The organism is Streptomyces sp. NPDC050564, from assembly GCF_044457265.1.
Taxonomy (GTDB): Bacteria; Actinomycetota; Actinomycetes; order Streptomycetales; family Streptomycetaceae; genus Streptomyces.
In genome coordinates this window covers 1-19,399 of record NZ_JBITGS010000056.1, presented here as the reverse complement: position 1 = coordinate 19,399, position 19,399 = coordinate 1, and the positions used below count along the sequence as shown (strand labels likewise).

General features: G+C 68.8%; 19 protein-coding genes, 1 tRNA gene and 2 pseudogenes. 8 read left to right on the top strand and 14 right to left on the bottom strand.

Translation table 11 applies throughout. The features are described from left to right. Window positions 1-236: 236 nt before the first annotated feature. Window positions 237-1,736 (bottom strand): carboxylesterase/lipase family protein, encoded by a 1,500-nt coding sequence (locus tag ACIBK0_RS46760; RefSeq protein ID WP_399094993.1) that lies wholly within the window; start codon window positions 1,734-1,736, stop codon window positions 237-239. Window positions 1,737-1,996: 260 nt separating this feature from the next. Between ACIBK0_RS46760 and ACIBK0_RS46755 the strand changes: the two genes are divergently transcribed. The 4 genes from ACIBK0_RS46755 (at window position 1,997) to ACIBK0_RS46740 (ending at window position 3,579) form a co-directional block, all read left to right on the top strand. Continuing rightward, a complete protein-coding gene (locus tag ACIBK0_RS46755; RefSeq protein WP_399094990.1) occupies window positions 1,997-2,203 on the top strand; it encodes a recombinase family protein in 207 nt (68 codons plus the stop codon). Then, a complete protein-coding gene (locus ACIBK0_RS46750; RefSeq protein WP_399094987.1) occupies window positions 2,204-2,338 on the top strand; it encodes a hypothetical protein in 135 nt (44 codons plus the stop codon). It abuts the gene before it with no gap. Between the two features lie 76 nt (window positions 2,339-2,414). After that, window positions 2,415-2,699 carry a hypothetical protein gene (locus ACIBK0_RS46745; protein ID WP_399094984.1) on the top strand — a complete coding sequence of 95 codons (285 nt, stop codon included), beginning with the start codon at window positions 2,415-2,417 and terminating at the stop codon, window positions 2,697-2,699. A gap of 625 nt (window positions 2,700-3,324) precedes the next feature. After that, window positions 3,325-3,579, top strand: coding sequence for a hypothetical protein (locus ACIBK0_RS46740; protein WP_399094981.1), 255 nt, complete (start codon window positions 3,325-3,327; stop codon window positions 3,577-3,579). Between the two features lie 1,222 nt (window positions 3,580-4,801). Here the strand turns inward: ACIBK0_RS46740 and ACIBK0_RS46735 are convergent. The 8 genes and pseudogenes from ACIBK0_RS46735 to ACIBK0_RS46700 all read right to left on the bottom strand — a co-directional run. Beyond that, a pseudogene (locus tag ACIBK0_RS46735) lies at window positions 4,802-4,924 on the bottom strand (undecaprenyl-diphosphatase); the annotation flags it as partial. Between the two features lie 289 nt (window positions 4,925-5,213). After that, window positions 5,214-5,975 carry a spermidine synthase gene (locus ACIBK0_RS46730; protein ID WP_399094978.1) on the bottom strand — a complete coding sequence of 254 codons (762 nt, stop codon included), beginning with the start codon at window positions 5,973-5,975 and terminating at the stop codon, window positions 5,214-5,216. 149 nt (window positions 5,976-6,124) lie between these two features. Continuing rightward, window positions 6,125-7,810 (bottom strand): ribonuclease J, encoded by a 1,686-nt coding sequence (locus ACIBK0_RS46725; protein WP_399094975.1) that lies wholly within the window; start codon window positions 7,808-7,810, stop codon window positions 6,125-6,127. 966 nt (window positions 7,811-8,776) lie between these two features. Beyond that, a tRNA-Met gene (locus ACIBK0_RS46720) sits at window positions 8,777-8,853 on the bottom strand. 104 nt (window positions 8,854-8,957) lie between these two features. Continuing rightward, the gene (locus ACIBK0_RS46715) at window positions 8,958-9,701 is read right to left on the bottom strand and encodes an SOS response-associated peptidase (protein WP_399094972.1); all 744 of its coding nucleotides are present in this window, start codon (window positions 9,699-9,701) and stop codon (window positions 8,958-8,960) included. Between the two features lie 378 nt (window positions 9,702-10,079). Then, window positions 10,080-10,549 (bottom strand): annotated as a pseudogene (locus ACIBK0_RS46710) (PP2C family protein-serine/threonine phosphatase); the annotation flags it as partial. Between the two features lie 62 nt (window positions 10,550-10,611). After that, window positions 10,612-10,923, bottom strand: coding sequence for a PAS domain-containing protein (locus ACIBK0_RS46705; protein ID WP_399094969.1), 312 nt, complete (start codon window positions 10,921-10,923; stop codon window positions 10,612-10,614). Window positions 10,924-10,975: 52 nt separating this feature from the next. Next, entirely contained in the window at window positions 10,976-11,236 is a 261-nt protein-coding gene (locus tag ACIBK0_RS46700; RefSeq protein WP_399095079.1) for an STAS domain-containing protein, read from the bottom strand. A 362-nt stretch (window positions 11,237-11,598) separates the two neighbouring features. Between ACIBK0_RS46700 and ACIBK0_RS46695 the strand changes: the two genes are divergently transcribed. Beyond that, complete coding sequence (locus ACIBK0_RS46695) at window positions 11,599-13,041, top strand: lipase maturation factor family protein (RefSeq protein WP_399094966.1); 1,443 nt, start codon at window positions 11,599-11,601, stop codon at window positions 13,039-13,041. A gap of 56 nt (window positions 13,042-13,097) precedes the next feature. On the opposite strand, the gene ACIBK0_RS46690 is transcribed toward ACIBK0_RS46695, so the two are convergent. The 4 genes from ACIBK0_RS46690 to ACIBK0_RS46675 form a co-directional block, all read right to left on the bottom strand. Beyond that, the gene (locus ACIBK0_RS46690) at window positions 13,098-13,310 is read right to left on the bottom strand and encodes a hypothetical protein (RefSeq protein WP_399094963.1); all 213 of its coding nucleotides are present in this window, start codon (window positions 13,308-13,310) and stop codon (window positions 13,098-13,100) included. A 323-nt stretch (window positions 13,311-13,633) separates the two neighbouring features. After that, window positions 13,634-14,152 (bottom strand): nucleotide exchange factor GrpE, encoded by a 519-nt coding sequence (gene grpE / locus ACIBK0_RS46685; protein ID WP_399094960.1) that lies wholly within the window; start codon window positions 14,150-14,152, stop codon window positions 13,634-13,636. Between the two features lie 2 nt (window positions 14,153-14,154). Then, window positions 14,155-16,032 carry a molecular chaperone DnaK gene (dnaK, locus tag ACIBK0_RS46680; protein ID WP_399094957.1) on the bottom strand — a complete coding sequence of 626 codons (1,878 nt, stop codon included), beginning with the start codon at window positions 16,030-16,032 and terminating at the stop codon, window positions 14,155-14,157. A gap of 36 nt (window positions 16,033-16,068) precedes the next feature. Further along, complete coding sequence (locus tag ACIBK0_RS46675; protein ID WP_399094954.1) at window positions 16,069-16,467, bottom strand: J domain-containing protein; 399 nt, start codon at window positions 16,465-16,467, stop codon at window positions 16,069-16,071. 160 nt (window positions 16,468-16,627) lie between these two features. Here ACIBK0_RS46675 and ACIBK0_RS46670 point away from each other — a divergent pair, with 160 nt between their 5' ends. Next, complete coding sequence (locus ACIBK0_RS46670) at window positions 16,628-17,335, top strand: Hsp20/alpha crystallin family protein (RefSeq protein ID WP_399094951.1); 708 nt, start codon at window positions 16,628-16,630, stop codon at window positions 17,333-17,335. On the opposite strand, the gene rpsR is transcribed toward ACIBK0_RS46670, so the two are convergent. Then, complete coding sequence (rpsR, locus tag ACIBK0_RS46665; RefSeq protein ID WP_399095076.1) at window positions 17,292-17,555, bottom strand: 30S ribosomal protein S18; 264 nt, start codon at window positions 17,553-17,555, stop codon at window positions 17,292-17,294. The two genes, ACIBK0_RS46670 and rpsR, sit on opposite strands and share 44 nt — an antisense overlap. Window positions 17,556-18,130: 575 nt before the next feature. On the opposite strand from rpsR, the gene ACIBK0_RS46660 reads away from it, so the two are divergent. Continuing rightward, entirely contained in the window at window positions 18,131-18,388 is a 258-nt protein-coding gene (locus tag ACIBK0_RS46660) for a hypothetical protein (RefSeq protein ID WP_399094948.1), read from the top strand. Window positions 18,389-18,484: 96 nt separating this feature from the next. Further along, window positions 18,485-19,189: a nitroreductase gene (locus ACIBK0_RS46655; RefSeq protein WP_399094945.1), complete on the top strand. Its 705-nt coding sequence runs from the start codon at window positions 18,485-18,487 to the stop codon at window positions 19,187-19,189. Window positions 19,190-19,399: the final 210 nt, after the last annotated feature.

The window sequence follows — 19,399 nt, the reverse complement described above, 5'->3', positions numbered from 1 at the left end:
GCGACCCGGGTCAACGCCTTCGCCAGGGGCACGCATCAGCTGGTTCCAAGAATCATGGCCAGGTTCCAGGGGAGCGAAAGCGGGCGACCAGCGTGCCCAACACCGTTCGGAGCACGCGACTGAGCACGAGACCCGGCAACAGGACTCACCCCCCTTAGTTCCTAGGAACGGTAGTCGTCGGGCCGCGGAGCCGCACGTCTGCGGCCCATTCGGGGTGCTGGGGGTGGTTCCCCAGTTCACGGGCACAAGACTGGAAAGTCGGCCTTGATCCAAAGAGCACGGATAGCGGCGGCCTTGTCGTCGGCGGGGTCGTCGTCGGCGCTCCATATCTTGGCCTGGGTGGAGTCGTTGACGGATGGCCAGCCCGGGTTTCCGGTGGTAGCGAAATCGGCCCACGCGCGCACCATGCGGCGTGCCAGTCCGTGGTCTGCGGATGTGAGTGCGCCGCCGATGAGGAAATTCAGGCAGTCGCTGTCGAGGTTGCCGAAGGCGAAGGGGATGTCCGCACAGTGCCAGGCCCGCACGAGCCCGTGCGGGCCGGTGCGCCGACGATCGAAACGCGACAGGAACGCCCGGCCGCCGGCTTGGGCGTGCAGCTCGGCGAGTCGGTTGCTGTACTCGCCGAACATTAGATCCCCAAAGACCGCGAGGTAGACATCGAGCACCGGGGTGTGGGGCATCGCAGCGCGATAGCCGGCCACCAGGCCGTCAGGGAGGCTGAAGTCTTCGGCGAAGAGAGCCAGCTGTTCATCGGTGGTGATCTTCGCGCTGCTGCCGACGGCGTCGAGCAGCCAGTACTCTTCCGTGGTGTGGCAGACCAGCAGGTCCACTTCCCGGGTCACACCGGCTGCCATCCCAGTGAGGGGGTCAGTGGGCAGGACATCGCCGTCAAGGACGGGGGCATAGAGCGCGGGGTCGTAGTGGCGGGATCCGGAGGCGGGGTCACGCCGGTAGTCGTCGACCACCCGGTCGGAGGCGATGACCAGGGCCTGCGGAGTCGCAGACGTCAGGCCCTCGGCTGTGGCAGGGCAGCTCGCTGCCGCAGCGATCTCGCGGGTGGTTGCAGCAGCGATTTCGAGTGTGTAGCAAGGGCTGGCGGCGCTGTGAGCGATGGCACGGTGGAACAGGCCGCGAGCACGATCCATCACCATCAGGCAGGCAACCGAAGCGGCCCCGGAGGACTGGCCGACGACCGTGACGTTGCCAGGATCGCCACCGAAGGCGGCGATGTTCTCACGAATCCAGCGCAGGGCCGCGACCTGGTCGAGCAGGCCCCGGTTGTCCGGGTAGGCGGTTGCTTCGGCGGCGGGGACGTGGCCGAAGCCTTCGAAGCCGAGCCGGTAGTTGAGGGTGACCACGACCGGACCGGCGCAGGCCAGCGTGGTGCCGTCGAAGTCGGGTTGGGCTGAGGATCCGAAAGAGTAGGCACCGCCGTGGATCCAGACCAGGACTGGCAGGTGGCCGCCCTCGGGGGCCGGGGTCCATATGTTGACGGTGAGGATGTCCTCGTCGTCAGGCGACCACACGGGTGCGCCAGGCAGTTGTGCCGACTGCGGGGCGACCGGGCCGAAGTCCGTGCAGTCCCGCACTCCGGTCCACGCCGGTGCCGGGAGAGGTTCCCGGAACCGGTTGGCGCCGAATGGCGGGGCGGCATAGGGGATGCCAAGGACGGCGACGACTTCGGCAGAGGCCCGAAAGCCTTGGACCGAACCGTTCTTCGTCCTGAAGGTGTCCATCGGGAGACTGCCTCTCGCTACACGCCAGATCGCCCGGGAGGGCGGGGCTTCAGCATTGCATCGTGCGGCAACCCAGAACCAACACCAAGATCATGAAGATTGACACACCAGTGATGCCAACCCCCCGCTCAGGTGACGCACATGTCCAATGAACCCGTACATTCCGGGGCACCGGGGCGACGTCGATCCCATCAAATCCGATGATGGTTGATGACAGGGTTTGACGACGAGCTCCGCCCCTCCGCGCAGAAGGGACCCAGATGGCGAACCTGGTCTACAAGCGGGTCTCGACTGACCAGCAGCCGACCGCCGCTCAGAACCTCGCCCTCGACGATGCCGGTGTCGAGGACCCGGTCACGTTCGAGGAGGAGGCCAGCACCTCCAGCCGCCTCCACCCGCTCCCCCGCCCGAAGTTCGGCGAACTGCTGGCGTACGCCCGGCCGGGCGACACCGTGTACGTTTACTAGATGTTCCGCCTCGTACGCGGCACTCAGCACATCCTCGACGTGCTCGACGTCTTGCATACCGGTCGCCTCGCCCTGCGCATCCACGACGGAGCATTCTCCGCCATGGACCTCCCCGCCCGTCACCCGCGCACCTGAGAACTGCTGTCCACGGTGAAGTTCATGATGCAGACCCTCGCGGCCGCCAGCGAACTCCAGCGTGAGCTGACCTACGATGGACTCCGGAGCGAAGGGCAACAAGGGCGGGCACCGCCCGGCCATCAAGAACGAGAAGACCGACGCCGTGCGCGCCACGTACATGGACGGCCGGTCCATCGCCGCCCTGGCCCGCGAACACGGCGTCAGCCGCGACGCCATCCGAGCGGCCGCCGCCGGCCACGAGGCCGCCCAGCCCCGGAGTTGCCGGTCACCCTCGACGTGCCGGGCAAGTCGCCGACTTCCTGCGAACGGCCGAACTGGACCCGTCGAGCGGGTCGCGCTCGACCAGGGCGTGACCTAAGGCGCGGCCAGGGCTACACCCTACGCGTCAGCACCATCCCCGCGGTCCACCGCCAACTCTTCGCTCGCTGCCAGCCGCTCGACGGCACCCGGGGGCACCCAGGCGATCCCCGCACAGCGCAAGGCTCGCGCGAGTACGAGAACCGCGTCAACGCTCTCCTGGCCACAGCCGGACCATGATCCGGGGCAGCGGCTACCGTTAATTTCCGTTCGGATACTCCCCAAGGGCCACGTCGACTTCACCCGGCTGCGCGACCAGGACCTGGGCGCCGTCGGCTTCTGCCAGGCCGCCTGACCGGACCGAGGCAGGGGCGGCATCATGAGGGCCGCGGCGGCGGGGCGTCTGCGGGTACGCCCACGCGGGCGGGCCTGCGCGAGGAGAGCCGGCGGGACCGCGCGGAACGAACAGACGGCCGCGATCCGGTCGAACCGCGCCTCTGGCCATACCTCGTGCCGTACGGAGGGCTGCTTCCAGTCGGAGTCACTTGCAAGTGTGCCGAGCCACGATAGGTGTCACCTCGCCAAGCAATCCGGGCGGCCGACGCCTGCGCTTGCGGATATCGGCGACTGGCCCTGGAGACACGAACTGGCGCCGCCGCGCCCGCCGCAGGCAAGTAGCCGCCGCCGTGCTCCCGGCCGAGTCGGTCAGGCCGCGCCCCCACCCCACAACGGCGGGCGTCGCGGCCGAGGGCCCGCTGCTGCTGGCGGCGGTCGCACTCGCCTTCACCCTGGCCCAACTGCTGTTCGTGGCCCCCGGCTTGCACCTGGGCTGGGACGAGACGGTGTACGCCAGCCAGGTCGCCCCCACATTCCGTCCGCGTACTTCAGCACGCCCCGCGCCCGGGGCGTGCCGGTGCTCGTCGCGCCGCTCACGCTCCTGACGTCGTCCACACTCGCGCTGCGGGTCTATCTCGCCGTGCTGTCCGGCGCGGGGCTGTTCCTCGCCCTGCGGGTGTGGCGGCGCCTTCGCCCGGTGCCGGCGCTCGCGCTGGCCGGGGTGCTCTTCGCCGGGCTGTGGGCGACCCAGCTCTACGGGCCGCAGGCGATGCCGAACCTCTGGGTCGCCCTCAGCGCACTCGCCGCGGTCGGCTGCTTCCTGCGGGCCGCTGGGGATCCTGCCGACCGGCGGGCACTGGTCGGACTGGCTCTCGCCCTCGCGGCCGCCGCGCTGCTGCGGCCCTCGGACGCGGTATGGCTGTCCCTGCCGTTGGCCGCCGCTGGATTGTGCGTACGGCGGTGCCGGCGCCCGGCGCTGCTCACGGTCATCGTCGTCGGGCTCGCGCTGGGCGGCGCACAGTGGATCGTCGAGGCGTACCTCTCCTACGGCGGTATGGCCGCGCGGCTGCACCGCGCCAGTGCCATCGAGGGCGGCATCGGCTGGCACGTCGCGATCGGCAACCAGCTGCGCACCCTGGCCGGCGGCCCCGAACTGTGCCGCCGCTGCACGATGCTCTGGCGCCACCGGACGGCCGCGATCTGGTGGTTCATGACCCCGCTCCTGGCCGTCGGCGGCGTCCTGGCGGCCGCCCGGGCCCGGCGCCTCGCCACGTCCCTGCTGCCCGCCCTGTGCGGCCTGTCGCTCGCGATCCCGTACCTGCTGCTCATCGACTACGCGGCGCCCCGCTTCCTGCTCCCCGCCTACGCGCTGCTGGCACTCCCCGTCGCAGACGCCCTGACCACCGCGCCCCGATCCCTACGCCCACAGCTCAGGCCGGCCGGCGTCGCCCTGGTCGCCGTACTCGTCGCGGTGCAGCTGGTGAGCCAGCACGCCATCCTGACCCACGCCGCACGGACCGCCGCCGACGGCACAGGCGACTACGCCCGCATCGCCGCCGACCTGCACACCTACGGCGTACGGCCGCCCTGCCTGGTCACCGGCCGGCTGGCCACCCCCGTCGCGTACCAGGCACGCTGCGACTCCGGGCACGTCACCGGGCACAACCAGAACACCACCACAGCGAAGGTCCTCGCCCTCGCCCGCCGAGAGCCGGTCGCCGTCCTGGTGCGGCCCCACCACAAGGTCCCGGCCTACGCCCGCCGTTGGCCCTCCCGCCTCCTGCCGGGCCTGCGTGTCCACCACGGCTACCGCGTCTACCTCTCACCTCAGGCGTCCGGTACGCCGGTGGCGGGCAGCCCGAACAGCAGCACTCCGATGACGATCCGGTAGATCACGAACCCGTTGATGGAGTGCTTGGCGACGAACTTCAGCAGCCAGGCGATCGACACCAGGTCACGGATGAGGGCGGAGATCGCGCCGGAGCGGGAGAAGCCCGGTCTGTTTCCAACCTTCTTACATGCTCCGGCCGGCGAGGGATCCATCGACAAGGAAATCGTCCAACACGCCCGGGTCCAGGGGTCGCCATGATCCAGCTGGCCATGACCGATCTGATGGCCCGCCGCCTCACCGGCGAGACCACCGTCTCCTGGCGCGGTCCGGCACCCCAGGATCAAACACCAATTCCGGGATGAAACAACGGGAGGAAACGACCTCTGAGAAGCCCCCCATCGGCGACGATCACCGACTACGAAAGTCTTGTACGAGCCCACGTCTGTTCTCTCCCTCTTTCTCCCTCGCTACATAGACGGTGTTGGTCGCCGTTCCGCCTTGCAGGGGATTGTCGAACTCGACGACATGAGCTTCCGAGTCCGCGAAGACTTCCGCGAGTACGGAGGTGAATTGTTCGTCCGGCGGGTCGTTCGACCACAGAGCGAAGACACCGTCCGGGTAAAGGTGGTCAGCGAGGCCGCGTAGCCCCGCAGGTTCGTAGAGCGCGGCGTGACGTGGTTGCAGCACATGCCGGGGCGAATGGTCGATGTCCAGCAGGATGGCGTGGAATCGGCGGCCCGGTTCTTGTGGATCCAGACCGCGGGGGGCGTCGGCCAACGCGAAGAAGTCGCCGTGCGTAAGGCGGCAGCGGGGATCCGAGGCCAAGCCGTCGCCCAGGGGCACGAGTCCTCGCTTGTGCCACTCGATCACTTCACCGAGCGCCTCGACCACGACCAGCGAACGCACGCGCGGGTCGTCCAACGCCGCCCGTGCCGTGTATCCGAGACCGAGCCCGCCCACGGCGACGTCGAGTTCGCCTTGGGCCAGCTGCGCCAGGCCCAGTTTCGCGAGTGCGATCTCGCCCGCTGTGAAGAGGCTGGACATGAGGAACTCGTCGCCGAGCTTGACCTCGTACACGTCCTCGCCCGATGACAGGTGCCGCCTGCGCCGCAGGCTGATCTCCCCCAGCGGTGTCGGGCGCCAGTCCACCTCCTCGAAACGCAGGCTCATCCACTTCCCTTTCTCCGCCGACGATGCCGGCGAGTTGTGCGCGTCGGAGTTGCCGGACGCGCCGGACACGGCGATGTGGACGAGCGGGCGACTCCCGGACTCCCCGTACCCGTGCCCAGTGCCCAGTGCCCGGCTGCGGGGTGGGCCGCTCAGGCGTCGATGATCACAGGAATGATCAGGGGCCTGCGGCTGTGGGTGCGGAACGCCCAGTTCGCCACGGCGCGCGCGATGAGCTGTTCGAGCTGGTGTGCGTCCCCGACGCCTTCCTCCGCCGCTTTGGCCAGCGTCTTCTCGATCAGGGGGACGACCGGCTCGAAGGTGGTGTCGTCGTGGACGAAGCCGCGGGCCAGGAAGTCCGGGGCCTCGGCGAGAGCGCCGGTGTCGGCGTCGACGATCGCCACCACCGTGACCACACCCTCCTCCGCGAGAGTGCGGCGGTCCTTGAGGGAGGCTTCAGTGACGCCGCCGACCTCCATGCCGTCCACGTAGACGTTGCCCGCGGGTACCTTCCCGGTGATCGAGGCACGTCCGTCGACGAGATCGACGACGACGCCGTCCTCGGCGATGACGACTCGGTCGGGGTCGACTCCGGTACGGATGGCCAGGTCGGCGTTGGCCCGCAGGTGCTTGAACTCGCCGTGCACGGGCATGACGTTGCGGGGCCTGACGATGTTGTAGCAGTACACGAGTTCGCCGGCGCTGGCGTGCCCGGAGACGTGCACCTTGGCGTTGCCCTTGTGGACGACGTTCGCACCCCACCGGGTCAGTCCGTTGATGACGCGGTAGATGGCGCTCTCGTTGCCGGGGATGAGGGAGCTGGCGAGCAGGACGGTGTCGCCCTTGCCGATACGGATCATGTGGTCGCGGTTGGCCATCCGGGACAGCGCGGCCATCGGTTCGCCCTGGGAGCCGGTGCACACCAGAGTGATCTTGTGGTCGGGCAGCTTCTCCAGCTCCTTGACGTTGACCATAAGGCCGGAGGGCACCTTCAGGTAGCCGAGATCGCGGGCGATGCCCATGTTGCGGACCATCGAGCGGCCCACGAAGGCGACCGTGCGGCCGTACTGGTGCGCGGCGTCCAGGACTTGCTGGATGCGGTGTACGTGGCTGGCGAAGCTGGAGACGATGACCCGTCGTGGCGCGGTGCGCATGACCTGCTCGATCGCGGGGTTCAGCTCGCGTTCGGAGGTGGTGAAGCCGGGCACTTCGGCGTTGGTGGAGTCGGTGAGGAACAGGTCGACGCCCTCCTCGCCGAGGCGGGCGAAGGCGCGCAGGTCGGTGATGCGGTCGTCCAGCGGGAACTGGTCCATCTTGAAGTCGCCGGTGTGCAGCACCAGTCCGGCGCCGGTGCGGATGGCGACCGCGAGGCCGTCCGGGATGGAGTGGTTGACCGCCACGAACTCGCAGTCGAAGGGGCCGAATCCGCGCCGGTCGCCCTCGCGCACGCGCACCGTGCGCGGCCGGATGCCGTGTTCCTTGAGCTTCGCCTCCAGGAACGCCAGCGTCAGCTTCGATCCGACGACGGGAATGTCGGACCGTTCGCGCAACAGGTAGGGCACGCCGCCGATGTGGTCCTCATGACCGTGGGTCAGCACGATCGCCACGACATCGTCGAGGCGGTCCCGGATCGAGGTGAAGTCCGGCAGAATCACATCCACCCCGGGCTGGTGCTCCTCGGGGAACAGCACGCCGCAGTCGACGACCAGCAGCTTGCCCGCGTACTCGAAGACGGTCATGTTGCGGCCGATCTCACCCAGACCGCCGAGGGCGACGATCCTCAGCCCTCCCTCGGGCAGAGGCGGGGCGGCTTTCAACTCTGGATGCGGATGACTCATACCTTGACGCTACCGGAGAGTCGCATGGTTGATCCTTTACGTCCGTGGTCTCGTTCTCCCGACCGCTCGACCTCTTGCCCCTCGGCGGATCGACGAATGGGACCATGTGCTGTGCCGCCTCGGCCGAGCGCCTCACACCGGCGGCCAGGACAGGGAGCGGTGGAGGCCGTAACGCCGACCGTGGGTCAGTCGGACTCCGGGCGTACTGGAGAAGATCTCGTGCCCTGGTCGTGAGCGCCTGACTCCGCCGCCTCCTGATGCGCCTCGGCATTGGTCCACTCGGTGTAGAGGAGAGGGCGGGCGACTGCGAAGAGGGCAGCCGCCACAACCTCTTCCGCCACCCCCAGCACGAAGTCCGAAGGACCCGGCAAAGAACCAGCACGGGACGGGTCACCAGGTATGACGAGGGGTGCCCACAGGTCAGCACGAAACCAGCACCGGCACCACCGAGGAGTCCCACGCCAACAAGACGAGCCACCCCTGACCTGCGGTTTTGCCAAGTGTTCCGCATTTATGGTGGGCGGCGCCTCGAAAATTTGTGCAGAAACCGCATGACCACAGACAGTAATCACAGAGAAGACAGTTACGGACGGTTTTCCCGATGCACGGGAGGCGCAGCGAGAGTCTCGGCGAGTGTGGGCTGCGGGAATTCGATAGGGCTGGTCGCGGCATGTATCCGTCTGAGCTCTGGCGCGGTTGTTCTTGGGACGGGTGAAGTCGTCAGCGATGAGCGCACGCGGCATTCACGCCCTGTCCGCCAGGGGGTCAGGGCGGCTGCGTATCACCCGGTGGCATGGAGCATCCATCCCGGCCGACACACGCCGCTGCTCACGTCAAAGGAGCCCTGGTGTCCAGCCGGTGCACGCTGGCGATCCCGTCGCATAGGCCCCTACCGCGTCATTGGGCGGCTCAGGACAGACGGTATGGGCTCCGGCCCCCGCGACATGGTGTCGAAGGGGCCGGAGTTGGTAGCGGGGACAGGATTTGAACCTGCGACCTCTGGGTTATGAGCCCAGCGAGCTACCGAGCTGCTCCACCCCGCGTCGATAGGCTGCGGCATGCGCGTGGGCCAAGCGCGCCATTACTCGCGGCCGGAGTTGTACGGGCGACTCCAAACGGTGCCTCAACCCCCGTCCGCTGGAGCGATCTACAGTGCGATGTCTTCAAGGAGTTGAGGGCCGTTGTTGCGGACGTTGTTGACTGCTGTGGAGACCGGCCGGGCGTCCAGGTGGCCGTCGGCGGGCTGGGTCAGCAGTGCACGCAACTCGTCGGGGTCCTGGTGGTGGGGGTCGAGCCACGCGTCGTAGTGCTCGGGGGTGAGCGCCAGCGGCATGCGCGGGTGCACGTGGCCAGCTGCGTCGGTGGCCTCGGTGGTGATGATGGTGCAGGTCATCAGCCAGGCGGACGGGTCGTCGCCCTGCTTGACCGCTGGATCGCGCCAGTACTCGTACAGCCCGGCGAGCGCCATCACCTGGTCGTTCTCGGGATGGATGAAATACGGCTGCTTGCGGGCCTTGCCCGTGTCCTGATCTTTGAGCTGCTGCCACTCGTAGAAGCCGTCGGCGGGCAACAGACAGCGGCGCTTGGCGAACGCGCGGCGGTAGGCGGGCTTCTCGTGCACGGTCTCCACCCGCGCGTTGATCATCCGGGCGCCAACCTTCACATCCTTCGCCCACGACGGCACCAAGCCCCAGCGCAGCGGCCGCAACTGCCTGCCCTCCGGTGCGGCACCATCATGTCCGCGCGCGGTGCGCTCGAGGACAGCCCACACATCGTTGGTCGGCGCGACATTCCAGTTCGGCGCGAGCGTCTCCTCGGCACGCCAGTCGGTGACCTGGAAGAGCTGGACCAGATCCTCGGCACTGCGGGTGGAGACGTATCGGCCACACATACAGCCACTGTGCCACCGGCCGGGCTTATCGAAGAGCCGTCTGGCACCCCATGCCGGGCCGTGTCCCGAAGCTGCCGCAGGGCGTCCGCAGTGCCGACGCGGGACCTGGTCGTAGTTCTCATGGCCAGGCCCGTGCTCGTACGTGATGAATCGGTTGGCCAGCTCAACAGCGTCACCGAGGGCCGCGGCACGACAGGTTGGAGGTGCCGTTGGCCGCGCGAAGTGGACGGTGCTGGCAGATCGCCCGCGGTGTCGGGTTCAGTCGAGGGTCCACGGACGGGTGCCCGCCCGGGTGCTGTGACGAGACGAGGGTGATCCGATTCGGGCACCGGCGAGCGGAGCAGGCGAGCGACCTGTGCACCACGGCGGGGCCAGGGCACCGCCCACCCCCAGAGGCGGTCCCGGTTCGATGTCGAGGAAGGAGACGGTGCCGTCCGGGGTGACCACGGCGGGCGGCGGATGACCGGCGCTGGCCAGGGTGCACTGGCAGGTGACCGGGTCGTACACCGCGTACAGGCAGGTCGCGCCGATCGCCCCGGCCATCTCCATGCCATCCCTGAGTTCGTCGAGGATGAGGTCGTCCAGGTCGGCCAGCAGCTCCTCCGGGGGGCAGGTCGAGATCGGCCAGGGGTGCGTACCGCTGTGCGCAGCCGTCCCATGGCCGTGGAGGCGTTCAGGCGTGGCCGACGACATCACCGCCGACCAGGGCGATCCGCGCCCCGGACAGGGCGATGACGTCGAACCAGTCACCGCTCACGCCGGCGGCGGCCAGGTAGCGGGCCGCCGTTTCCAACGCTTGCTGGACGGGGGAAGTGGTGCAGCAGCAGGCTGCGCTGCAAGGCCAGGGCGGCGCCGTCGCTCTCCTGCGGCACGGACGCCTGCAGGAACCATTCCACCTCGCCCTTGCCGTTCAGCACTCGCCCTTGCCGTTCAGCAGCGGACAGGCGCGCAGTTCGGCCTCGGCCGGCCTGGTCGCGCAGCAGAACCCGGCCGATCCACGCCTGCCGATCGGCCAGGTGCCGCCGCGCGGAGTCCGACAGACCGTTGGCGGCTCGGCAGCCGCACAGCCCACGACGTCCTCGGGGACGTATCCCAGCAGGAGCTGGACGCCGGGGCTCCAGGCCGTGACCGTTCCGTGTGCGTCGACGGCGGCGGCCGCCAGCTCCGTGGCCGGGACGAATCCGTCCCCGCTGGTGGGGCGGAATCCCGCGTACCTGATCACTTCGGCTCATCCCCCGCCGAGCGCGGGCCACGGCCCGTACCCGACGCCAGGATCACCGTGCTGAGGGGCCGGCGGTTGGAGGGGCGGAGTCGAGCAGCGCCTCACCCACGGTCGCATACACGGGGATGGCCCGTCGTAGGCCGGTGACGGCCAGAACGTGCAGCAGCGGCCCTTGCGGGCACACCAGCCGGAGCCGGCCGCCATACCGTGTGGACCGAAGGTGCGCACCGAACAGGGCGCCCAGCCCCAGGGCGTCGCAGGTGGTCACGCGGGAGATGTCGATGACGAGCCGGTAGGGGCCGCTGCCGGGCATCGAGGTCACCAGCGTCAGGTACGCGCAGCTCCGCCCGCGTGGTCATGGACAGTTGCCCGGCCGCGTCCACGACCAGCCATCCCTGCTCCGGGCGCCAGGCCAGGAAAAGGATGGAGGCGTCACGCCGAGGCACCCTGACCACCCCCTTCCTGCAGTCCCGACGGACCCGGCGAGTAAACCGGGCAGCGCCTGAGGGGTTGCGGTGCTGTCCGAGCGGGCCGCCGACCCTCCTCTCGTATAAGTCAACAGATCAGCTCAATCTAGTCATTTATGATAATTACGTAGGTCATGGACCGGGTAAATGTCAAGCTGACGAGAAAGGTGCGGTAGCGCGCCGGGCGGATGTGCGGAGGCATGCCGTCATGGAGTGGTTCACGGACCCCAACTTCTGGCTGACCAGGATGCTCTTCCAGCGCGGCCTGGCTGTGCTGTACTGCGTCGCGTTCATCGGTTCCGCCTTGCAGTTCCGCGGGCTGATCGGACAGCGGGGGCTGCTGCCGGTGCCGTGCTTCACCGCGCGGGTGCCGTTCCGGCGCGCTCCGAGCATCTTCCAGCTGCACTACTCCGACCGATTCTTCGCCAGTGTGGCCTGGACGGGCGCCGCGGGATCCGCCGCTGTGGCGGCGGGGGCGGCGGACCTGGTGCCTTTGTGGGCGGCGATGGCGATGTGGGCGCTGCTGTGGGTGCTGTACCTGTCCATCGTCAACGTCGGACAGACCTGGTACGGGTTCATGTGGGAGTACCTGCTGCTGGAGGCCGGCTTCCTCGCGGTCTTCTTCGGCAACGACGACGTCGCGCCGCCCGTGCTGGTGCGATGGCTGATGGTCTGGCTGCTGTTCCGGCTCGAGTTCGGCGCCGGGCTGATCAAGCTGCGCGGCGACCGCTGCTGGCGCGACCTGACGTGCCTGTACTACCACCACGAGACCCAGCCGATGCCCGGCCCGCTCAGCTGGTTCTTCCACCACCTGCCCCGTCCCGTGCACCGCGTCGAGGTGGCGGCCAACCACGTCGCGCAACTCGTCGTGCCCTTCGCGCTGTTCACTCCGCAGCCGGTGGCGAGCATCGCCGCCGGACTGGTGATCACCACGCAGCTGTGGCTCGTAGCGTCCGGCAACTTCGCCTGGTTGAACTGGCTGACGATCATGCTGGCGCTGTCAGCGATCGGCGGCTCCCCGGTCACCCACGCACTGGGCCTTCCCGCTCCGCCGCGCTTCGCCGCCGCACCGGCGTGGTTCGAGTCAAGCGTCGTGGCCATGGCCGCCCTGGTCGTGGTGCTCAGCTACTGGCCGGCCCGTAACCTGCTCTCCCGCAGCCAGGTCATGAACGCGTCCTTCACGCCGCTGCACCTGGTCAACACCTACGGGGCGTTCGGCAGCGTGGGCCGCACCCGGTACGAGCTGATCGCCGAGGGCACCGCCGAGACGCAGATCACCGAAGGCACGGTGTGGAAGGAGTACGCCTTCAAGGGCAAGCCGGGCAACCCGCGGCGCCTGCCGCCCCAGGTGGCCCCGTACCATCTCAGGCTGGACTGGCTGATGTGGTTCGCCGCGCTCTCCCCGCTCTACGCGGCAGCCTGGTTCCCCGCCTTGCTCCTCGCCCTCCTGGAGAACAACCCGGCCGTCCTGCGGCTGCTGCGCCGTAACCCCTTCCCCGGCTCGCCACCTGTTTTCGTCCGGATCCGCCTGTACGAGTTCCACTTCACCAGCTGGTCGGAACTGCGCGCCACCGGCGCCTGGTGGAACCGGACCCTGGTGGGCGAGTTCGTCCCGCCCGTGGCCAAACGTGAAGAGCTGTCCCTGCACTGACGCTTGCATGGCCCGGACCTCGTCGGCCAGCTCAATCCCGCAGGGACAGCCGTCGGCTATCGTGCGCAGCCGACGTCGAGGACCTCTATGACGTCATCGTGAGTGGTGTAGACGAGCCAGCACCATTCGCCGAACGCTGCGGCCAGGTTGGTGACATGTGCCTGCGGGGTCTTCGCCACAGCCGTAATGAGCGTCATGATCTCCTCGTGCATGCCGTTCGGGACACCGAACAACACACTGGCAGCGGGCTGGACCAGTTCGACTCTCATATCGGCCCCCTGCGGACGCCAGGAGCAGCGCCGGTGGCGCTGGTGTCCGCCGGCCGTGCACCTACCGCCAGCATTCCGCGGACTGAGCAGAACGCCAACAGCCTCGCCAGACTTCTTGCCCCGCCGCCGGGCGGGTGTCGACGGCCCTCGCCTGGGCCGCTGACACCCGCCTCGGTCTGTCGCCGGGGCAGCGACGTCACATCAGCGCCTGCCCCGACAGCTGCCGTGTCCTTAGCACTCTCAACAGGGGAGTGCTAATTGTTCGTGTAGCACCTGGTCCGGCGGCAAGCGAGCGTCCGGGCGCCGTCAGCTCCGGTGCGCAGTCAAGGGAAGGGATGTCTGCATCCGGGTGGAGGGGCGTGAGTGCGGCCGCTTCCGGGCGGGTTCCTCGCGGGTGGAGCCGGCCCGGTGACCTCCACGGTGGCCGGACGCAGCAGATGCTCGCCGAGCCGGTATCCAGACCGCAGGATCGCCGAGCAGACCAGGCGTTCAGCGTCCTGGGCGACGTGGTGCGTCAGCGCGTCGTGGCAGGCGGGGTCGAACACATCGCCCACCGCACCGAACGACGTGACGCCCAGCGAGCCGAGCTGGTCCTTCAGGCTGTCGGCGATGTCCTTCAGGCCCGGCGTGAGCGGCTCGTTGGCGCACGCCCGGTCGACAGCGTCCACCACGGGCAGCAGCGCCCGGAGCACGTTGGCCGCGGCGATCTCGCGGACGGCCAGGCGGTCCCGCCGCACCCGCTTGCGGTAGTTGTCGTACTCGGCCTTCACCCGCTGCAGGTCGGCGGTCCGCTCGTCCAGCAGGTGCCGCAGTTCCGTGTTCTGCAGCCCGTTCCCGGTCATCGTCAGCCGGCCTCCGGCTTGTCGTCGTCGACGATTTCGGCATCCACCACCTCGTCCTCGGACCCGCCGGTCGCAGCGCTGCCCGTACTTGCCCCGGCGCCGCCCGGGGACGATGCCTGCTCGGCCCGCGCCTTCTCATACAGGGCGGTGCCGATCTTCTGCGCGGCCTGAGCCGTACGGTCGATGGCCTGCCGGATCGCCGCCGTGTCCGCGGACTCGTCCTTCAGCCTCTCCTTCAGGTCGGCCAGCGCAGTCTCCGTCTCGGACTTGGCGTCGGCCGGGATCTGCTCGGCGTTGTCCTTGAGGAGCTTCTCGGTGGAGTAGACGAGTTGCTCGCCCTGGTTGCGGGTCTCCGCCGCCTCACGCCGCCGGCGGTCCTCCTCGGCGTGCTGCTCAGCCTCGCGGACCATGCGGTCGATGTCGTCCCTAGGCAGCGCGGAGCCGCCGGTGACCGTCATCTTCTGCTCCTTGCCCGTGCCCAGGTCCTTGGCGGAGACGTGCATGATGCCGTTAGCGTCGATGTCGAAGGCCACCTCGATCTGCGGCACCCCGCGCGGCGCCGGGGCGATCCCGGTCAGCTCGAACATGCCGAGCTTCTTGTTGTAGGCCGCGATCTCCCGTTCGCCCTGGTAGACCTGGATCGTCACCGACGGCTGGTTGTCCTCGGCCGTGGTGAAGATCTCCGAACGCCGGGTCGGGATCGTGGTGTTGCGCTCGATCAGCTTGGTCATGATGCCGCCCTTGGTCTCGATGCCGAGGGACAGCGGGGTGACATCCAGCAGCAGGACGTCCTTGACCTCGCCCTTGAGGACACCGGCCTGCAGCGAGGCACCGACCGCGACGACCTCGTCCGGGTTGACGCCCTTGTGCGGGTCTTTTCCGGTCAGCGACTTCACCAGCTCTGTGACGGCCGGCATCCGGGTCGAGCCGCCGACCAGGACCACGTGATCGATGTCGGACACCTTGATCCCGGCGTCCTTGATCGCGTTGTGGAACGGCGCCTTGCAGCGCTCCAGCAGATCCGCGGTCAGCTGCTCGAACTGGGCGCGGGTCAGCTTCTCGTCCAGGTGCAGCGGCCCCTCGGCGGAGGCCGTGATGTAGGGCAGGTTGATCGCTGTCTCCGACGAGGAAGACAGCTCGATCTTCGCCTTCTCCGCCGCCTCCCGCAGCCGCTGCACGGCCATCTTGTCCTTCCCCAGGTCGACGCCGTAGTGGTTCTTGAACTGCTTGACCAGGTGGTCGACGATCCGCTGGTCCCAGTCGTCACCGCCCAGGTGCGTGTCACCGTTGGTGGCCTTCACCTCGATGACACCCTCGCCCATCTCCAGCAGCGACACATCGAAGGTGCCGCCACCAAGGTCGAAGACGAGGACCGTCTGGTCGTTCTCCTTGTCCAGACCGTAGGCCAGCGCCGCCGCCGTCGGCTCGTTGATGATCCGCAGTACATTCAGGCCCGCGATCTCACCTGCCTCCTTCGTCGCCTGCCGCTGGGCGTCGTCGAAGTACGCGGGCACGGTGACCACCGCGTCCGTGACGTCCTCACCGAGATACGCCTCCGCGTCCCGCTTCAGCTTCTGCAGCACCCGCGCGGAGATCTCCTGCGCGGTGTACCGCTTGCCGTCGATGCTGCCGTGCTCCGGGAACCGCCAGGCGTGGTCGCCCACGTGCCGCTTCACGGAGCGCGCGGTGCGCTCCACGTTCGTCACGGCCTGCCGTTTCGCGACCTCGCCGACCAGCACCTCGCCGTTCTTGGCGAAGGCCACGACCGACGGTGTGGTCCGCGCGCCTTCCGTATTCGTGATGACGGTGGGCTCGCCGCCCTCCAGGACCGCGACCACCGAGTTCGTGGTACCGAGGTCGATACCGACCGAGCGCGCCATCTGGTTCTCCCTCCTCATACCTTGTGCTGTTCGGGGTCATCGGGCCCGCTCCCACCGGACGGGGCCGGCGCGCAGCGGCGGCTCGGGGCGTGCGACCCCGAGCACCACGAGGCATGGCCGCGTGGGCCTGACCGGCCGCGCGAGGACAGGCCCGCGGTCGTCATCCCGCTCGGCCATCCGCTCGTTCGTCTGGTCGTAGGCCGCGCGCAGGACCGGATCGCGGAGTGTGTCGTACGCCGCCCGCACCTCACCGAACCTTTCGGCGGTGTCGGCGTCGACGCGGGTGTCGGGGCGCAGTTCCCGCACCCGGGCTCGAAAGGCAGAGGTGATCACCTCGGCCGTCGCCGAGGGCTCCACCCCCAGCACCGCATACAGGTCCACTCCCTGCTCCCGCGCCCGCATCCCGGCCACCTCCTCGCCTGCGGCGAGCTGCACTTTCTACCCCTACTTGCCTCTATTCCTGAAATAAAACTTGAGTCTCTTCTTGTCAAGGTTTGCTATGAGAGGTGTAGGGATTGTCAGAGGGATTCCCAGCTCCCGGAGCCCGGACGGGCAGACCCCCAGCGAGCGGTCGCACCAGGCGAAAGGAGCTGCGATGGCTGCTCTCATCCGAACCGACCAGTTCCGGGACCTCGACCGGCTCACTCAGCAGATGTTCGACACCCTCGCCCGCCCGGCCGTCATGCCGATCGACGCCTATCAGAGCGGCGACGCCTTCGTCGTCCACTTCGACCTGCCCGGCGTCGATCCCGACACTGTCGCCCTCAACGTGGAGCGCAACGTGCTGACCGTACGAGCCGAGCGGCCCGCCGCAGACGCCAAGGAGGCCGACCTGCTTCTCGCCGAACGGCCCCACGGCGTCTTCAGCCGCCAGCTCCTGCTGGGCGACTCGCTCAACCTGGAGAAGATCGCCGCTCACTACGACGCGGGCGTGCTCACGTTGAACATCCCGGTGTTGGAGGAGGCCAAGCCTCGCCGCATCGAGATCAGCGCAAGCCACCCCCAGCCGCCGTCACGAGCCGACCAGCCGTCCACGGAATCGTCGTGCCCGGCCAGTTACCCCAGCCGTCACCCCCCTGTCTCCGTGCAGCTCGCACCGCACGGAGACAGGGATCACCGTCCGGACCGGGGTCACTGCCCAGACGTGATCTCGATGTGGCGCGGTTCGCGGCTGAGCACCAACGGTCCTGGATGCAGGACTCACTTCCGCTCAGTCCCTAGGAACGGTCTGGAGCGTTCCTTTGTCGCTCCTGCGGCTATCAGGAGCTGTAGGGCAGGAGGGCCATCTCGCGTGCGTTTTTGATGGCTTGCGCTATCTGCCGCTGTTGCTGACGCGTCACGTGGGTCACCTGACGGCTGCGGATCTTTCCGCGGTCGGAGATGAACTTTCGCATCAGGTCGGTGTTCTTGTAGTCGATGTACGTGATGCCGGCGGCGTCCAGCGGGCTGGCGCGCTGGTGCTGGGTGTCTGCCGCCGGGAGCTGGTGTGTCGGGGCACGGTCGGGTCGGTCCTCTCCTGGGATGTGGTCGGACAACGGAGCCATACGGCGGCTCACCGGCCGGACGAGTGAACGCCCTGCCTTCAGGCCGGCGCGCCGCCGGAACAGGGCATGGTTCAGGCCACTGGGTCGAGCAAGTCGTCGAAGGCGTGCGGAAGTTCTTTCCAGCCGTCCCTGCCCGCCGCGTACTCGTCGTCGGTGAGCAGGCACGAGTCGAGCAGGGCCCGAGGCGGTGCCGGCCGGGGTGCTGGAGTCCGGCGCCCGGGCGACAGCCCTCGCCGACGCCGTTCAGGGCCGTGACGTGATCATCCTGTCCATCCCGTTCGGCCGGGCCGGGGAACTGGCCGACCTGTTCGCCACCGTGCCGGACGAGACGGTCGTCGACACCTCGAACTACCACCCGCAGCTGGGCCAGAACATCGAGGCCGTGGACCAGGGGCAGGTGGAAAGCCTGTGGAACGCCGAGGAGTTGGGGCGCCCCGTGGTCAAGGGCGTGGAACGCCGCCCTGGCCGGTACCCAGCAGACCCGAGGGCTTCCGGCGGGGACTGCGGGCCGTATCGCGATTCCGTTGGCCGCCGACTCCGATCAGGCGCGGTAGGTGGCCATGCGCCTGGTGGACGACACCGGCTTCGACCCGTTCGACGCCGGTGTGCTGGCCGACTCCTGGCGCCAACAGCCGGGCACGCCCGCCTACTGCACCGAGCTGGACCTCACCGCGCTTGAGGCGGCCCTGGCCGCGGCCGACCGGGACAAGGCGCCGGGCACCCGCGACCGGCTGATGGAGCGCTTCGCGGCCTTCACCTCCCAGCCCGCCCTGGAGGAGATCGTCGCGATGAACCGCTCCGCCCACCACTGACGCACAGGGGCCGTCCGCCCCAATGGCCCGCGCCAGGGCCTGCCGTGACACTCCGTCACGTTCACGGAAGGCCGCATCGCACCGGAGAGAATCACCTTGCCCCCTGCAACCCTGCCCTTCACCGACGTCGTGCGGGGCCGCCGCTCCGTCCGGAACTTCGTGCCCATGCCGCTGTCCCCGTCCGACATCCGGGCCGTACTGGACGATGCCCAGACCGCACCGTCGAACTGCAACACCCAGCCCTGGACGGTCCACGTCGTTTCCGGCGCGACACGGGACGCGTTGAGCGCGGAGATACTCAAGGCCGACGACGAGCGCCGCTTCTCCTACGACTTCACCTTTGACTACGCCGACTTCGGCGAGGGCACCTACCTCGAGCGGGCCCACCACCACGCTGCGACCCTCACCCACGCCACGGGCCTCAAGCGCGAAGACCGCGCAGCCAGGAAGGCGGCAGCCCGCGAAGGCCTGAAGTTCTTCGGCGCACCCCACGCCGCGTTCCTCTTCATGCCAGCATTCGGCGACGGCGTCCGGGCGGCCGGAGACATCGGCATGTACGGGCAGAACTTCCTGCTCTCCCTCGCCGCCCGCGGCTTCGACGGCGTCCCGATGACCATGCTCGGCTTCTACTCCGACACCATCCGCACATTCCTCAGCGTTCCCGACGACCTCAAGCTACTGTTCGGCATCTCCTTCGGCATCCCCGACGAGCCCGCAGCGGTGAACAACGTCCGCATGACGCGGGTCCCGCTGGAGCAGAGCATGGTCCTGCACGACACCCCCGGTGTCCTGGACGCCTAGCATCCCCTCTTCCGTGAGCAAGCGGCTCCGCCGCCGCACACAACGGACCCCGCCGCGGGGGGGGGGGGGGCGCGCCCGCCCCCCCCCCCCCCCCCCCCCCCCCCCCCCCCCCCCCCACTAGGAGGGGCGGCGGCCTCGACGGCCGGACGGCCCCCATCGCTGGAGACGGGCCGGTCCGGAGACACTCCCTGTCCCCGGACGGGCCTGAGG

Coding starts and splice junctions, on each gene's coding strand:
- ACIBK0_RS46760 (WP_399094993.1), bottom strand. CDS start 1,736: ATGGACACCTTCAGGACGAAGAACGGTTCGGTCCAAGGCTTTCGGGCC.
- ACIBK0_RS46755 (WP_399094990.1), top strand. CDS start 1,997: ATGGCGAACCTGGTCTACAAGCGGGTCTCGACTGACCAGCAGCCGACC.
- ACIBK0_RS46750 (WP_399094987.1), top strand. CDS start 2,204: ATGTTCCGCCTCGTACGCGGCACTCAGCACATCCTCGACGTGCTCGAC.
- ACIBK0_RS46745 (WP_399094984.1), top strand. CDS start 2,415: ATGGACTCCGGAGCGAAGGGCAACAAGGGCGGGCACCGCCCGGCCATC.
- ACIBK0_RS46730 (WP_399094978.1), bottom strand. CDS start 5,975: ATGAGCCTGCGTTTCGAGGAGGTGGACTGGCGCCCGACACCGCTGGGG.
- ACIBK0_RS46725 (WP_399094975.1), bottom strand. CDS start 7,810: ATGAGTCATCCGCATCCAGAGTTGAAAGCCGCCCCGCCTCTGCCCGAG.
- ACIBK0_RS46715 (WP_399094972.1), bottom strand. CDS start 9,701: ATGTGTGGCCGATACGTCTCCACCCGCAGTGCCGAGGATCTGGTCCAG.
- ACIBK0_RS46700 (WP_399095079.1), bottom strand. CDS start 11,236: ATGCCCGGCAGCGGCCCCTACCGGCTCGTCATCGACATCTCCCGCGTG.
- ACIBK0_RS46695 (WP_399094966.1), top strand. CDS start 11,599: ATGGAGTGGTTCACGGACCCCAACTTCTGGCTGACCAGGATGCTCTTC.
- ACIBK0_RS46690 (WP_399094963.1), bottom strand. CDS start 13,310: ATGAGAGTCGAACTGGTCCAGCCCGCTGCCAGTGTGTTGTTCGGTGTC.
- grpE (WP_399094960.1), bottom strand. CDS start 14,152: ATGACCGGGAACGGGCTGCAGAACACGGAACTGCGGCACCTGCTGGAC.
- dnaK (WP_399094957.1), bottom strand. CDS start 16,032: ATGGCGCGCTCGGTCGGTATCGACCTCGGTACCACGAACTCGGTGGTC.
- ACIBK0_RS46670 (WP_399094951.1), top strand. CDS start 16,628: ATGGCTGCTCTCATCCGAACCGACCAGTTCCGGGACCTCGACCGGCTC.